A 13,894-nucleotide genomic window follows, 5' to 3' on the forward strand; every position below is an offset into this window, starting at 1 on the left:
TGCTTAAATATATCTTGGTATTTATAGAACCCACCACGCCTCTTCACAATGCGGACCACGGTGGGTCGTTTTTTTATCATCTTTACATTCCGCATGAATTTAGAGATTAAAAAGAACTGTTAAGTCTAGAATTTTTGCATTTATACTTAATTCTTATATAATATAAGTATAAATGCAAAAAAGGGGTGCTATAGATGCCGTATAAAACTCAACTCCTCGACTTGATCAAGCAGCAGGATGGCCTCGTCTTGACGCGAGATGCTGAAGCCGCGGGAATTCCCCGGCATTATCTAACGGTATTGGCACGAGAAGGTGTGATCGAGCGTGTCAGTCACGGTATTTACGTGACCCCTGACACATTGGGAGACGATCTGTATATACTGCAGGCACGGAGCCCGCAATTGATCTTTTCTCACGAAACGGCGCTGTATCTGCACGACTTAACGGACAGGGACCCGATTACTTATTCCGTTACCGTACCACTGGGATATCACAGTCAGCTTCTCACTGACAACGGTGTACAGGTCTATTCAGTAAAAAAAGAATGGCATGAGCTTGGCGTAACCGAAACCGCTACAATCCATGGCCGGCCGATTCGACTTTACAATGCGGAACGGACGCTTTGTGACCTGTTCAGACAGCGGAACAAAGTGGATGCCGACCTATTGAACGACAGCATGAAGCGTTACTTAGCGCGGAAAGAGAAGAATATTCCGCAGCTGCTGCGCTACGCTGAACAGTTGCGGGTATCTACCCCAATTCGAAAATATGTGGAGATTCTGCTGTGAAGAGCTCGCGCCAAGTGAAAGACCTCATTAAAAATATGTCCAAACAAAAAGGAATCAATCCACAACTGCTTCTCCGAAATTATCTATTCGAGCGTTTGCTTGAGCGAATTGTTCATTCGGATTTTAATCAGCACTTTGTGCTAAAAGGCGGTGTCCTCGTAGCTTCCCTAATCGGGGTAGATTTGCGTTCCACCATGGACATGGATGCAACCATCCAAGGGTACCCCATGAACCGGGAAGCCATTGAAAAAGCATTCCTAGATATCGTGGCCACCCCCCTTGAAGATGGTGTCACCTTAAGTTTAGAAAAAGTGGAACCGATTCGGGACGAAGCGGAGTATAATGGCTTCCGCTTGTCCATACTTGCACAAATGGATCAAGTGCGTCTGCCTCTAAAAGTGGACTTGACGACAGGTGACAAAATCACGCCGAAAGAAATTCAGTATCACTACCGGCTGTTGCTGGAAGAGCGAACAATCGACATCCTCGCTTACACGATTGAAACGGTACTTGCCGAAAAGCTGGAGACGATGATTTCTCGTGGGACAGCCAATACCAGACTTCGAGACTTCTACGACATCTATGCTTTGTTCGGTACTCAGGAAGAAAACTTGCTGGCCGGCCAGGTAAAAAAAGCACTCCTCTCTACCGCAAACCACCGCGGATCGGGTGGTTTACTGGAAGAAGGCGATGCGATTTTAAGGGAAGTTTTCGAAAGCGAGCATATGGCGCAATTATGGAATCGGTATCAGAAGCAATATCCATATGCTGCGGATATCACCTGGCAAGCGATTGAGCAGGCAGTGATTCATTTGTGGGAAAGGAGTCATTAAACCTATTAGTAGATAAAGCTGCATTTCCTCGAATTAGGGGAATGCAGCTTTATTTATCACAATCCTCTATTTCCTATACTAATTAATATTAGAAAAACCGAAAGGAATAATTCCTTTCGGTTTTTTATAACTCTAATTCTTTCTGTTGACGACATTCTTCTATGAAGCTAAGATTGTCATTTTGTTGTATTCTTTTTGCCAATTGACAAATATCGAAAGATAACGGCCGCACAAACCATTTCTAAATTTCTACAAAAGTAGCCACTCGATAGTTGTTTCGGATAAATTCCTCTAACTGTTTAATGGCTTCGTCGCAACTTGAATCTTTTCTCCGAAGAAACTTAATCACTCTTGAGAATTCCTCCTGATTGTCCTCTATGCTTTTATTGAATTTTTCACATCAAAAAAACCTTCTCTAAGTGAGTGAGAAATAACTTGCTCCCTAACTTAAAGAGTTGCAAAGTTGTTGGCTCCACTTTTCCTTGAATTAATTCAAGGGATGCTTCCACCACTTTGAGGTTATGCCGGTCAAAAAACGCGTCAACAGATTTTTCATTTGAAGTGCTAAGCTGCTCCAAATGTTCGTAAAACTCAATTGACTTTTATCATTAAAAAATTCTATTCTTCATTAAAACTCTCCATATTCTTGGAAGGTTTTTTGAAGTATTCTCAAAAAATTAGAAAGGGAGATTTACAAAAGTTTTATTAAAGAGTTCTATACCCGTATGTTCTTTTATTCATTTTCAATTTATGAACTAACTGGAATTTAACCTGACCTTTATTTTTTACTTTATTCCAAATATCTTCTAAATCTTTTATTTCTAATCCGTTGCACATATTTCCTTTATCATATTTTTTACCTTTCTCTTTGCAAATTGAACACTCTAAGCTTGCATGTATAGGATTTGACTGTTGAGGTCTCCATTCCTTTAACTTTGGATCTAGGTATATGAAAAACCTGTATTTTTCTTTAGTTTCTTTCAAACGAATATAAACTAACCGCTTAGATACTTTAGAGTAACCGCACTGGTTTTCGAATTCATATGAATTGCCGATACTTACTTGATCAATTTTTAAATTTATCATATTTTTCTACCTCACTTTAAAATGATTTACGACGGAAATTCTTGCGTTTAGCTATTTTATTCTGTATCTAATAGTTTCATTGAGAAATAGCTTTACATTCATCAATTTATGTAAAGCGGGTACTTTTGTTTCATCTATTTTTCTTCATATCAGAATGAAGGAAAAATAATCTTCTCGTTTCTTTTATATTACGTTTTAAGGCGTCTATGTCATCAGTATCTAAATCTAGTGTTGGCTCTGCCTCTTTCCTTGTTAACGCAAACATGTAAATACCTAAATAGATGAATAAAACAGCCAATTGGCTATAAAACAATCCTAGAAGGAATGTTTTCGTAGTTGCATCATCATAAGTTCCTGTTACATAAGGTAAAAGTGATACTGGGTAAGCAATACCTACAATACTTGCATAGGCGAGAACGAATAATCCCCACCACAGCCCTTTCGGTTTACCATAGTCCTCAAAAATTTGATTTTGTTCTGTAAATTGAATTCGCAGAACCGTTAACTCGTCTTTTAATCTAGTACGATCTCTTTTTTTTCGTTCATATTTTTCTGTTTCTATATTTGAAACACTCGTACTAATGACATTAAAACTTTGTCCTGCTATGGCAGTTACCCAAGGCAAGTTTGCATTTTCCATTTCTTTCGCTTTCTCTTGTTCTATTAGTTCCAACTCGTCAAACAACAATTTGTACCAATATTTTCTGTGAGGAAATTTGAATTCATGAGAATCTGCAAAATCCTTGAAAGTTTCATTCATCTTATCTCCCATGTCTGTTAATTCAGATATATCACGATACACATTATGTAATTCCTGTACATATGGTTCCAACTCTTTTATTTTTCTTCCTCTAAATCCCTCTTCTTCCGTTAAAATATCGTCTATTGACTTTCCTTTAAAAATTATTTTTTTATAATAAATCTCAACGAAATCTACTCCATCTTCAATTAATAAGTTAGTTTCTAAATCTCGCAATATCATGTCTTTAGCAAAGACGTCGTTCCGTATTTCTCTTAATCTTCTTCTTATTCCACTTTGTTCACTTGCAAGGGTGATAACTCTGCTAATCAAAAATCCACCTATAATCGCTATTAGGGCAGCGGTTGAAGTTACTATGGTTGCGATTAAGTTACTTAAATCCATTATTTTATCTCCATTCTCTGTTTGATTTATAAATCTGTGAGCGTAAAATATTTTGGGCAAATGAATAAATAGAAAAGAGACCTTCCCTACCACTCAGTTTATTACAGATATTATGCAAGCTCTAGTAAAAAAGAAAATCTTTCCGAAGTTTTCCGTCGCATGCGGAGATGGAAGTCACTTCGCTCTTTCAGACCGAAATTACCATGTTCTTAGATTACAAGAAACATGATGCATCGACTTCAATGTCCATAAATTTTAAAAACGGTTCCATGCGCAAACTTCATACTAAGAAGTATCATATAAATCGACAATACCTCATTAATATTGATGTTAATCTTTCCAATCCAATCCTTCAATAAAACTGAGTCCATATTAGCAGCAAAAAAGGCCACTTATTTGTAGTTACTCCCCAAACAACATCACATTTTCATGATAACTATTCCTTAATTTACCATGCTAAAGCATTTTAAAATGCCAAAAGTGAATCTAATAACTCTATATAAGTAAATTTATAAACCACTTAAAATTGGTAAAGAACTCCCTCCGGGAGGATTCTGTGAAGATTAAAAATAATCACTCAGGACTAAGGAGGAATATCAATGACTATAACTAACCATGCAATTAAAAGATTTAAAGAAAGGATTACAGATGAATCTGCTGAATTTATTCAGACATTTATTGAATCAAACGTTAATGCTAGCAACCATCTTTTCAGTATGAATGGAATTGAAAAAAGAGAATATGAGGGCATTATATACATCGTTGATTCTACGAATTCCCGAAATCCTGTTATTCGTACTGTATATCTTGCTAATTAAATTTATATGGGCTGAGTTGAAATCTACTCGGTCCCTATCTAAAAAACTGCTATTAGAGGAGACATAAAAATATGATAATAGAACCTTACAAAAATTACGTAATCCATTGTAAAGATGGCAATCAAATTGAATACCGATGGAATTTAAATGTTGAACCTGGCTCAAATTCGTGGAAAATAGTAAATCAAAGCGTCGAAGCCGGCATTTTTTTTAAAGAGTATTTCATCTTATCGATTACTGAAGTTTTCACAGATTATTTTTCTGTTTCGACACAAGGTGAAGTTCCTATACCAGAGAAACGCATTTCCAGAAATGAGTTCGACCGTGCTATAGATATTTCTGATTTCGAATATGCTGTGCGTCCTTCTTACAGTCAATCTTATAGATGCCAGATATGCGATGGTGTCGTAGCAAATAGCAGATGCGCCCATTGTATGTTCGATTGGGATAGCTAAACCCGGAAGTTAAAAGAGAGAAGAACAGATCTTTTTCTGGTCTTCTCTCCAAATATTAAGCACTTAAATAAATTCTAGCTAAAAGAGGGTTCAGTTCAATCTTCTACAAAGTGCACAATTCTTTTCTCCATCTTTTCAGGATTAGTTTTTGTTGGTACCTCAATAACGTCCAACTTATGCTGTCGAAAAACCGCTTTAATTTGCATTCTTTTTTCATTGTCTGGCCAGTTCTTTTGAAACATATTTTTCATTACTGCGCCATCTTCGATTCTACCTACTGATTTAGGCAAGGTAATTTTCTCTCTTTTAATCTTCTCTGTAATTTTCGCGACTTCTCTTTCAAGTTTTTTCGTAAAATCGGACAGTTTTTCTACATTATTACGTTCAAAACTAACTTCTTTATCTAAAGATTCCAGTAGCCGTTGTATTAAACTATCGTACTGAGTGGCAATAAAGATGTGAACTTTCTCATTGGAAGGTACCATCAGGTTGCGGGTATTACTACGATGTATAATTTGGATTATTTCGCCCAGCAAACATTCCTTATAAATCTCTTCCACACGTTCATCTGCAAACCATGTTTTAGTTTTCGTATTCTGCTTATTCGTAGACAAGTTTAACGGTATGTCTCCATCTTTATGCAAACTGATGGCTATGGCTTGATAGTAGCTAGGAGGACGGTTCGGCAACGAGGTTAAGTACAGGCTGTTGCGATCTGCCAAATGATTTTTCCCAACTGTATTTAAAATATTTATCGGTAAGGTCTGTTCATCCAAAAGCGAAACCTGAAAATATTGTTCATACTCTTCCTTACTAACTGCATTGAGCTTGACGTATTCTTTTACTTCAAATTTATTCATTAATGGAAAAGGCTTAATTCCTTTTTCCATTTGAATTTTATGTATGTCATTTGCAATCAAGCGTTGTACTGATTGAGAAGAGCTTCTCCGTTTACTGGCAGAAGTATTTATGCTTCTCTGGTATATCGTCATTCGTTCATATTTTGTATGGATTGGCAGAGAATAAATTTCGAATTCTTCGTTGTAAATTTTTCTTGTACAAGAAGCTGTACCATCCAAAATCAGTATTGAACAGCCCAGTTCGCGGTAATCTATTCTCTTGCTGCAAATTATTTTCTTGTGATCCGAAAAACCTTCTCTATAAAATCCCGAGTCGATATACCCTACGTTACTCTCATAATAGAGTTTCTTGAACCACTGATATGAATTTAAGCTTTCTGGTAAAGAAATTTTGCCGCAATAATGGTCAACAATCTTAAAAAAATCCTCCATAATCTTCAATGACTTTCCACCATTATGATGACGTTTCAAAGGTAAAGTTAAAGCATCTTCATTTTCAATAAATTCGGTACCCAATAAAATCTGTATAATGCTGCGTATTCTTCTATTATTCATACTGATACTTGTATATGGATAGAACCTATAAAGATACTATTTACATAAAGAGGTTGAGGTCAATCATTTTACAAACAAGAGAATTTGTAATACAATGTATTACAAAGAACTGAAGGAGGTTTTATCCATGGCCACCATTTCCTTGCGTGTGGATGATCGCGACAGCAAACTCATCCGCGACTACGCCAAACTAAAAAAGACATCTGTTTCTGATTTAATGAGAAATGCCATCATTGAAAAGATTGAGGATGAAATCGACGTAGAGAATTTTGACCGGGTCCTTGCCAATATGGAAAAAACCCATTCCTTGGATGACGTCAAAAAAGAATTAGGTTTATAACAGACGATGTATGCTGTTCATTTTTCAGATGTCGCGTTGAAGAAATTAAAAAAGATGGACCGGTACCAGGCCTCTCTCCTGATTGGCTGGATCGAAAAGAACTTGCAGGATGCCAGCGATCCACGAACACATGGAAAGGCTTTGGTCGCAAACCACAAGGGCAAGTGGCGTTACCGTGTGGGTGATTACCGCATCCTGGCGTTAATCGAAGACGAAAAAATCATTATTACCATCATCGATGTCGGACATCGAAAAGATATTTACGAATAAAAAACAGATACGTCTCTGCTGAACTGTGCCCCATTTAATGGACAACTTAATAAAAGCACCCTGCAGCTACGCTGCGAGGAGATGACTTCGGTATTGGGCCGGGGTCATCTTTTTTAGATTCCATTGCTTGTTCCGTTGTAATGCTGAAAATACTCAAGAAAACCAGAAGAAATGTATTGTCGGTTGGATCTTCGTAGCTTATGATGAAGATGTAAATAACTTACAGGAAAGAAGGAGATTTGTTGAAAAAGCCCCTAAGTATCCTTATGTCCGTCATCCTGTTGGCTGGGCTTGTTTCTATGCCTTCCGCTTCGACGGCGGCTACCCCAACAATGAAAGTACATTTTATTAACGTCGGCCAAGGTGATGCTACCTACATCAAGATGCCGGGCGGCGAGGACGTCCTGATTGACGGTGGGCGTCAAGGACAGGGAGATGAAGTCATTGCTTATCTCAAGAAACAGAAAGTCGATGACATTGAGATTATGATTGCCACGCATCCTGACGCTGACCACTTGGGTGGGCTGGATGAAGTGCTCAAAGCCTACAAAGTCGAGTCGGTCTATGCACCGAAAGTGGCCCATACGACCGATGCTTATAAGAATTTCCTGACTGCTGTCAAGGCAGAGAAACTGACTATCAAGACAGCCAAGGCCGGTGTGAAACTTCCTCTGAAGACTGGGACGGCCAAGTTTATCGGACCGACACGCGACTATGGGAAAAGCGATTTAAACAATTGGAGTGCTGTACTTCATATCACCTATAACAAGAACAAGTTCCTGTTTACTGGTGATGCCGAAAAAACAGCTGAATCAGACATGGTTAAGGCCAAGCAGACGCTCCTTGCCGATGTCATTAAGGTCGGTCATCATGGAGCCAAGACTTCCTCCAATGCGGACTTCCTAAAAGTCGTACAGCCGAAATATGCGGTGATTAGCGTTGGAAAGAATTCGTATGGCCATCCATCCACTGAAGTGCTGAACCGATACAAGCCGTATAAGACGACTATCTATCGGACGGACCAAAAAGGCAACATTATCTTCACTTCAACCGGAACCAAAATCACAGTTGCTACGGTGAAATAATCATGAAGCCCTTAAAAGGAATCATCGATCGGTTTGAGGAGAACATTGCAGTTGTTGAAATTGAAGGGATGACTCGCGACTTCGACAAGAGCATCTTTCCAGCCACAGCGGAGCCGGGTGACTTTGTTGAAATCAATGGAGATCGAGTGACCCTTCTTAATGAGGAAACCGAGAAGCGAAGAAAAGAGATCGAAGAGTTAATGGATGAGCTTTGGGAAGATTAAATCCACCTGCTAATTCTGCTTTAACTAAATTTGAAGGAAAAAAGCAGCAAGATATGCAGATTAAAACGGATACCGTCTCTAGACAGAGATGGTATCCGTTTTTGTGACATTCAGTCTAAGGAAACGGCAGCTTTAATTTCACTCTGCTTATTTCACATAGTGGTACTTCTTTCAAGACTTTTATTAGTTAAAGGGCAGTCATCGGTCTTCGTCTTTGTAAATCGAATACATGGTTCCTGCACTTTCCATGGTAGAACATGCAGCATCCGTACAAGAAAAAATATGTGTTTGCGTATCCGTGTAAACATTTACAGCAAAGTAATAGGGGAAAGCGCCCCCTTTTGACTTGTCCATGAACCTGTCAATTGCAATAATCTTTTCCTCGCTCGCAATCGTTTGGTAATCGGCACTTTTCACCGTTTTCTGGACCATTTCGCTTAACGCGATTCCTTCTTCCACTGTCGGCTGGGTCCCATATTTAAATAGCAGCCAATCCCCCAACAGAAAGAAATTAATGCCAACACTGACAATCAATAATACCAATAAAAGCTTCTTCTTCATAAACCCTTTTCCCCTTATGGTCATTTCTGTTTGCTAGTACTATTAGATTGTAAAGTATGTCTTTAAGTGGTTAATTCATATATGTAGCGAACTACTCAAGATGTTTTGGTTAAAAGAAAAAAGAGCGCAGCCAAGGAATTTCGAGCCCAGTGGAATCAACGGTTTGAATGTATCTTTTTTTCTCGTAATTTTAGTTTCTTCGTTCTTTTTTGAGAAGTCAATGGAATGGGGGTTTTGAATGTAACTTACTTAGGATTAAGTTACATTCAAAGACAGATTTTTATGATTGGTTTTTTTTATAAAATTTTGAAGAAACTTACTGAAATGCAAAACGTCCAAATCTAACAATATAAATTGGGCAGGTGGAAATAATAGAATTATTAACAGAAAAACTCATCATGATCGCTCTATTCATCCTGATCATTCATTCAATCGAAACATTAGCCTATGCAGTGCGCCTTTCTGGGGCGCGCGTCCGTTTATTAGCATCAGCTTTATCACTTTTTAATGTAATGGTGATGGTTTCAAGGTTATCAAATATGATGCAGCAACCTTTTACAGGGAGTTTGATCGATAAAGCTCCTTCGGATAATGCTTTCATATTTGTTGAAAACCAATTCCGAATCCTCATAGGTTCAGCTTCGCTAGGTACCTTACTAGGCATTATCTGCTTGCCTACTTTTGTAGCCATTTTTTCTAGAGCTATTATTCATTTGGCGAATGAAAGAGGCTCCATCCCAAATTTATTGAAAAAAGGCTTTACGTTCGATTATATGCGTCGTGGATTCAAATATATACGAAAGCCAAGCCTGTCCTATTTACGAGGAATAGGGATAAGAGAGATTCCGATAAAATTATTTGTAATCAACGTCGTCATTACGGCTGTTTATACAATTGGGGTTTTGTCGGCCTTATATGCTAGTTTGTTGGTTCCTGAGTATAAAACAACGGCAATTATGGCCTCGGGATTGATAAACGGTATAGCTACAATGTTATTGATCATATTCATTGATCCTAAAATCTCCATTTTAGCCGACGATGTCATCAATAAAAAAGGGAATTATTCTGAGCTAAAAAGAGCTTCTGTCATGATGATGAGTTCAAGGCTACTAGGCACAGTGTTTGCCCAAATTCTTTTTATTCCAGGAGCCCATTATGTAGCTTGGTTTGCAAAAATTATTGCTTAATAAGAGGGTAAGACCTCTCCAAAGTATTGCTTTAGAAGCTCTTAAAGCAAGCCTTGTCGTTAATGAATTTGAATGTAACTTAATTAGCATTAAGTTACATTCAGATTGAGTAGAAAAATCCATATGAAATTCATTTTTAGAAAAAACGAAACCTTACTGGAAATAAATAGGTATAAAAAAGTGAATTATTATTTCTTTAGCGTATGTATGAAAGGTGGAGAAACCAATTGTTCATTTATTTTCTAGTAACGTTCGTTGTCGTCTTTTTAGCTATTTTCATCATTAATTTTATCGTGAATAAACTTTTAAGAATAACGAACAAGACTCATTGGGTAATGTCCATCGTTGCAAGTTTCGTGTTCACATTAATTTTCATAGCAATACTTGGCTTATAAACTGAAAATCATAGGGTTATAAACATTGAATCTGAATGTAACTTAATTGCTAATAAGTTACATTCAAAAACTTTAAAATCTGATTTTGAGAAAAAACGAAACCTCACTGGAGAAAAATGGTATATATGATATCAAGTAAATTATTAAAATTTTTCTAGCGAAAGGGACGATGACATGTTTAAATCTAATCTCATGAACCAGCTACTTCAAATCGTCGGAATGTGGACGGTGTACTTTCTAATCTTATTCACTAGTCATTCCTTTTCCTATTCTCAAAATAAACCCTTTTTTCTTATTGCTACAGTATTTTATGTTTTACTAACTATGTTTTTCCTTTGGAGAATTAAACATCCTAGTAAAAAAGTGCAATCAGAAGAAAATAGAGTTTGAAAATAAGGCAGAGTAACAACGAAGGCCAGATAGGAGAGCTCTCTTATCTGGCCTTTTGAATGACTACCGGTAGTCCAATAAATTTTGTTTCTATTTAACTACCGGTAGTCGTTTTATTAGGAGTGGTTCGTGTAGATTTTCTGTTCTTTTTGTGATTTATGATGATCAAAGTAATTCCTAAAAGACCAGCGATTACCGTTAAAATAAATCCGCCTGTTGAAAGATCATAAATTAAAATGGCTGTAAAAAAGATAACTATCAAAGCATGATTTAAGTGATACTTGCTCATATTTCTACCTCGCTTTTCATTAGATTATTTACGTGCTGGGGTGACCAATAAATCTTAGAAGCGAATGTAACTTAATTAGCATTAAGTTACATTCGTTTTTCGGCTATTTTATTAAGTAAAGTCAAAAGAAAAGATTTTAAATAAGGCATTGGCAAGACGCATTTAATTCCACGTTGCAATTGTACATTCTCGATCTTCTAGCCAAAAACTATAAATTTCATTTTGATTCATGTTCACTAGTTTTATTCTTTCGTAACTGGTTTTTGGCAACTCGAACTGCAACTTCTGAATATCCTTTATCCAAAAAAACTTTAAGTCAGTAGAGTTTTCCATTAAAAATTCTTCGATGGCAGAATTGTAAGTTTGAGACGGTATTCTTAAGAACCTAAACGAATGGCTTGTACTAAGCACTTCGGCTTGCTTTAATACTTTAACTACTGGCAGGTGGGGAATACATACAATCAAAGAAAAATCGTTCTGGATTAACTGGCTAGTGATTGCGTCAAAAGAAACTTTTCGCATTTCCTTCAATCTGTCTGGTATCGTATCCGATTCATAAGGAACTGGAAATAAAAATTCAAACCGATCTTCCAGGTTTTCTAAATCTCTCTTTGTATAGAGTTTTTCCATAACAACCTCCTATATTCATTTTCCGCTGTAATTCTTTCGGGAAAGTGAATGTAACTTAATTCACATTAAGTTACATTCAAATTCTAGTCTTTGCCTCAAAATTTCCATTTGGATTTTGCAGAGGCTTTTTCAATTCGTTCAGATTACTTCGCAGATGCTGTTACATGAGTCCCTGTAGATCATTGATTTTTGGTTCTGCCCTATGAGCCATCCGTCTCACTTCTCCCCCGAACTATAATTTTTATGCTTTGCACTTTCTTTTTTATTAATACAGAAAAAGGTGAGAGTTATGTCTATCGAGATTCGATATAGTTAGTGAAGAAGCTTTTCGACAAGAAGGAGAATTTACATGAGAAGTAATGCGGCCAATTTTGTGAAACGATTAAAAAAGCAAAAAGAAGATGCTCTCGACTACATCATTGAACACTACTCTTCTCTGATCAATGCAATTTGCTATAAAATTTTATCGGATATAAGCAAGGAAGCAGTGGATGAATGTGTAAATGATGTGTTTTTGACGGTTTGGCAACATGCAGGCCAGTTTCAGGGGGAGCCTGAAGATTTTAAAAAGTGGATTGGAACAGTCGCGAAATACAAAGCCATCGATCGGTTCCGCCAGCTTGAGAAACAACGAGCACGTGAAACCAATGAGGAATTGCTTTACCTGCATCCGACTAATGAAGATGCCCAATTGCACTTATTAAAAAAAGAAGAAACGAACCTGTTATTGCTAGCAATGAGTACACTCCCTGACATCGATCGCGATATCTTTATCATGAAGTATTTTCAGTCTTTGTCGAACCTTGAAATAGCGGAAATACTTCATCTTACTGTGCCAGCAATTGAAAATCGATTATATCGCGGAAAGAAAAAACTCGCGATTCATCCCCATCTAAAGGAGCGATCCATATGAACGATCGATTGAAACGCCAGTTTGATTTAGACATCGATCAACTTGAACCGAAACCTTTATCCAAACAACAGAAAAAGAATATCAAAGCGCATGTACACGCTAAGAAGACACCCAAGAAAAAAGCCTATGTTCAACAAATCATGGCGGCTGCCATATTAGGAATAAGCCTTGTTTCAGCCAGTTACTTTGCACTGCCAACAATTGCTGGACAAGTCCCGTTCCTCCAAAATGTCTTAGCATACTTCGAAAACGATGAGCTTCCCAATACGTATGGAGATCTTGCGACAGTCGTGGAACAGGTCCAGACGAGCAACGGAGTTGATGTCATGATCAAGGATGCTGTTTATGACGGAACCAATGTCATGGTTACTTATGCCATTCAAACAGAGCATGCACTCGGAGTAAGCCCACGAGCAGAGGGTTGGATTGACATCAAAGAAGCAAATGGAATGAGTGGAACTGGCTCGATTGAAAAAATTAACGCTACCACATACGTGGGAGTAGAAAAAGTGTCCCCCGACTTCGAGAAAGAAAGTCCGAACAAAATTCATGTTCAATGGATTCCCAAATCATTGACCAATACCCAGACGAATGAGAAAATCGACGGCGATTGGAAGTTTGAATTCGCACTTTCCCGTCTATCCACTAGCCTTATTCCGTTGGATGAATCAACGAAACAAGACGGGATTACGTTAACCATGAAGTCATTGGAGCAATCTGAACTAGCGGCAGTTTTGGACTTCGGATATGAAATTGACGAAACCGTTCTGAAAGAGTGGTCGTTTGTCTCTATCGAAATGATTGAAGCGAAAGATAATTTAGGAAACGTATATGAAGTTAGCGGAAATGGGAGTATCAGCTATGATGAGGGTACTTCAAATGAATCCCAAACAACCATCTACTCATTGAACAAAGAAGCAACTTCGCTGACGATTACGCCCATCATCTACTACTCAAAAGGAGCTGAAGACTTGCATAAGGAAACTTCTATGAGTCCCGTTACAATTGAATTAAAGTAACAGTTTACACTAATAAATAGCCGATATTTATATAGCCCACTGAAAAAGAGAC

General features: G+C 37.6%; 17 protein-coding genes. 11 read left to right on the forward strand and 6 right to left on the reverse strand.

Translation table 11 applies throughout. The features are described 5' to 3' along the window. The first annotated feature begins 194 nt into the window (after window positions 1-194). Window positions 195-788 carry a type IV toxin-antitoxin system AbiEi family antitoxin domain-containing protein gene (locus AC1MEO_RS19340; RefSeq protein WP_480336177.1) on the forward strand — a complete coding sequence of 198 codons (594 nt, stop codon included), beginning with the start codon at window positions 195-197 and terminating at the stop codon, window positions 786-788. After that, entirely contained in the window at window positions 785-1,621 is an 837-nt protein-coding gene (locus AC1MEO_RS19345; protein WP_480336179.1) for a nucleotidyl transferase AbiEii/AbiGii toxin family protein, read from the forward strand. Before AC1MEO_RS19340 ends, AC1MEO_RS19345 begins: the two co-directional genes overlap by 4 nt. Before the next feature lie 705 nt (window positions 1,622-2,326). Here AC1MEO_RS19345 and AC1MEO_RS19350 read toward each other — a convergent pair. Both AC1MEO_RS19350 and AC1MEO_RS19355 read right to left on the reverse strand, forming a co-directional pair. Beyond that, window positions 2,327-2,707 (reverse strand): hypothetical protein, encoded by a 381-nt coding sequence (locus AC1MEO_RS19350; RefSeq protein WP_480336180.1) that lies wholly within the window; start codon window positions 2,705-2,707, stop codon window positions 2,327-2,329. A 130-nt stretch (window positions 2,708-2,837) separates the two neighbouring features. Further along, window positions 2,838-3,851 carry a hypothetical protein gene (locus AC1MEO_RS19355; RefSeq protein WP_480336182.1) on the reverse strand — a complete coding sequence of 338 codons (1,014 nt, stop codon included), beginning with the start codon at window positions 3,849-3,851 and terminating at the stop codon, window positions 2,838-2,840. A 599-nt stretch (window positions 3,852-4,450) separates the two neighbouring features. Between AC1MEO_RS19355 and AC1MEO_RS19360 the strand changes: the two genes are divergently transcribed. Further along, window positions 4,451-4,669 (forward strand): hypothetical protein, encoded by a 219-nt coding sequence (locus tag AC1MEO_RS19360; RefSeq protein ID WP_480336184.1) that lies wholly within the window; start codon window positions 4,451-4,453, stop codon window positions 4,667-4,669. Between the two features lie 71 nt (window positions 4,670-4,740). Beyond that, entirely contained in the window at window positions 4,741-5,124 is a 384-nt protein-coding gene (locus AC1MEO_RS19365) for a hypothetical protein (RefSeq protein ID WP_480336186.1), read from the forward strand. A 95-nt stretch (window positions 5,125-5,219) separates the two neighbouring features. On the opposite strand, the gene AC1MEO_RS19370 is transcribed toward AC1MEO_RS19365, so the two are convergent. Next, window positions 5,220-6,539 (reverse strand): hypothetical protein, encoded by a 1,320-nt coding sequence (locus tag AC1MEO_RS19370; protein WP_480336187.1) that lies wholly within the window; start codon window positions 6,537-6,539, stop codon window positions 5,220-5,222. Between the two features lie 127 nt (window positions 6,540-6,666). On the opposite strand from AC1MEO_RS19370, the gene relB reads away from it, so the two are divergent. The 4 genes from relB to AC1MEO_RS19390 all read left to right on the forward strand — a co-directional run bounded on the left by relB (window position 6,667) and on the right by AC1MEO_RS19390 (window position 8,458). After that, the gene (gene relB, locus AC1MEO_RS19375; RefSeq protein WP_480336189.1) at window positions 6,667-6,879 is read left to right on the forward strand and encodes a type II toxin-antitoxin system RelB family antitoxin; all 213 of its coding nucleotides are present in this window, start codon (window positions 6,667-6,669) and stop codon (window positions 6,877-6,879) included. A 6-nt stretch (window positions 6,880-6,885) separates the two neighbouring features. Then, window positions 6,886-7,149, forward strand: a complete 264-nt coding sequence (locus AC1MEO_RS19380; RefSeq protein WP_191715263.1) for a type II toxin-antitoxin system RelE family toxin — start codon at window positions 6,886-6,888, stop codon at window positions 7,147-7,149. Between the two features lie 239 nt (window positions 7,150-7,388). Then, a complete protein-coding gene (locus AC1MEO_RS19385; RefSeq protein WP_480336190.1) occupies window positions 7,389-8,234 on the forward strand; it encodes a ComEC/Rec2 family competence protein in 846 nt (281 codons plus the stop codon). A gap of 2 nt (window positions 8,235-8,236) precedes the next feature. Beyond that, the gene (locus AC1MEO_RS19390; RefSeq protein WP_480336192.1) at window positions 8,237-8,458 is read left to right on the forward strand and encodes a DUF3006 domain-containing protein; all 222 of its coding nucleotides are present in this window, start codon (window positions 8,237-8,239) and stop codon (window positions 8,456-8,458) included. A gap of 198 nt (window positions 8,459-8,656) precedes the next feature. On the opposite strand, the gene AC1MEO_RS19395 is transcribed toward AC1MEO_RS19390, so the two are convergent. Then, on the reverse strand, window positions 8,657-9,019 hold the full coding sequence (locus AC1MEO_RS19395; protein WP_480336193.1) for a hypothetical protein: 363 nt from the start codon (window positions 9,017-9,019) through the stop codon (window positions 8,657-8,659). Window positions 9,020-9,417: 398 nt separating this feature from the next. Between AC1MEO_RS19395 and AC1MEO_RS19400 the strand changes: the two genes are divergently transcribed. Further along, window positions 9,418-10,206, forward strand: a complete 789-nt coding sequence (locus AC1MEO_RS19400) for a lipid II flippase Amj family protein (protein WP_225218506.1) — start codon at window positions 9,418-9,420, stop codon at window positions 10,204-10,206. Window positions 10,207-11,085: 879 nt separating this feature from the next. On the opposite strand, the gene AC1MEO_RS19405 is transcribed toward AC1MEO_RS19400, so the two are convergent. Further along, window positions 11,086-11,280, reverse strand: a complete 195-nt coding sequence (locus tag AC1MEO_RS19405; protein ID WP_191716958.1) for a hypothetical protein — start codon at window positions 11,278-11,280, stop codon at window positions 11,086-11,088. 162 nt (window positions 11,281-11,442) lie between these two features. Beyond that, window positions 11,443-11,910, reverse strand: coding sequence for a hypothetical protein (locus AC1MEO_RS19410; RefSeq protein WP_191716957.1), 468 nt, complete (start codon window positions 11,908-11,910; stop codon window positions 11,443-11,445). Between the two features lie 349 nt (window positions 11,911-12,259). Between AC1MEO_RS19410 and AC1MEO_RS19415 the strand changes: the two genes are divergently transcribed. Together AC1MEO_RS19415 and AC1MEO_RS19420 are read left to right on the forward strand one after the other, a co-directional pair. Further along, window positions 12,260-12,823 carry a sigma-70 family RNA polymerase sigma factor gene (locus AC1MEO_RS19415; protein ID WP_480336195.1) on the forward strand — a complete coding sequence of 188 codons (564 nt, stop codon included), beginning with the start codon at window positions 12,260-12,262 and terminating at the stop codon, window positions 12,821-12,823. Continuing rightward, window positions 12,820-13,842 (forward strand): DUF4179 domain-containing protein, encoded by a 1,023-nt coding sequence (locus AC1MEO_RS19420; RefSeq protein ID WP_480336197.1) that lies wholly within the window; start codon window positions 12,820-12,822, stop codon window positions 13,840-13,842. Before AC1MEO_RS19415 ends, AC1MEO_RS19420 begins: the two co-directional genes overlap by 4 nt. Window positions 13,843-13,894: the final 52 nt, after the last annotated feature.

This window comes from Planococcus sp. BI3, assembly GCF_056680115.1.

Bases quoted from the DNA above. Each gene is read 5' to 3' on its own strand.
- AC1MEO_RS19340 (WP_480336177.1), top strand. From the start codon at position 195: ATGCCGTATAAAACTCAACTCCTCGACTTGATCAAGCAGCAGGATGGC.
- AC1MEO_RS19350 (WP_480336180.1), bottom strand. From the start codon at position 2,707: ATGATAAATTTAAAAATTGATCAAGTAAGTATCGGCAATTCATATGAA.
- AC1MEO_RS19355 (WP_480336182.1), bottom strand. From the start codon at position 3,851: ATGGATTTAAGTAACTTAATCGCAACCATAGTAACTTCAACCGCTGCC.
- AC1MEO_RS19360 (WP_480336184.1), top strand. From the start codon at position 4,451: ATGACTATAACTAACCATGCAATTAAAAGATTTAAAGAAAGGATTACA.
- AC1MEO_RS19365 (WP_480336186.1), top strand. From the start codon at position 4,741: ATGATAATAGAACCTTACAAAAATTACGTAATCCATTGTAAAGATGGC.
- AC1MEO_RS19370 (WP_480336187.1), bottom strand. From the start codon at position 6,539: ATGAATAATAGAAGAATACGCAGCATTATACAGATTTTATTGGGTACC.
- relB (WP_480336189.1), top strand. From the start codon at position 6,667: ATGGCCACCATTTCCTTGCGTGTGGATGATCGCGACAGCAAACTCATC.
- AC1MEO_RS19380 (WP_191715263.1), top strand. From the start codon at position 6,886: ATGTATGCTGTTCATTTTTCAGATGTCGCGTTGAAGAAATTAAAAAAG.
- AC1MEO_RS19390 (WP_480336192.1), top strand. From the start codon at position 8,237: ATGAAGCCCTTAAAAGGAATCATCGATCGGTTTGAGGAGAACATTGCA.
- AC1MEO_RS19395 (WP_480336193.1), bottom strand. From the start codon at position 9,019: ATGAAGAAGAAGCTTTTATTGGTATTATTGATTGTCAGTGTTGGCATT.
- AC1MEO_RS19400 (WP_225218506.1), top strand. From the start codon at position 9,418: ATGATCGCTCTATTCATCCTGATCATTCATTCAATCGAAACATTAGCC.
- AC1MEO_RS19405 (WP_191716958.1), bottom strand. From the start codon at position 11,280: ATGAGCAAGTATCACTTAAATCATGCTTTGATAGTTATCTTTTTTACA.
- AC1MEO_RS19410 (WP_191716957.1), bottom strand. From the start codon at position 11,910: ATGGAAAAACTCTATACAAAGAGAGATTTAGAAAACCTGGAAGATCGG.
- AC1MEO_RS19415 (WP_480336195.1), top strand. From the start codon at position 12,260: ATGAGAAGTAATGCGGCCAATTTTGTGAAACGATTAAAAAAGCAAAAA.
- AC1MEO_RS19420 (WP_480336197.1), top strand. From the start codon at position 12,820: ATGAACGATCGATTGAAACGCCAGTTTGATTTAGACATCGATCAACTT.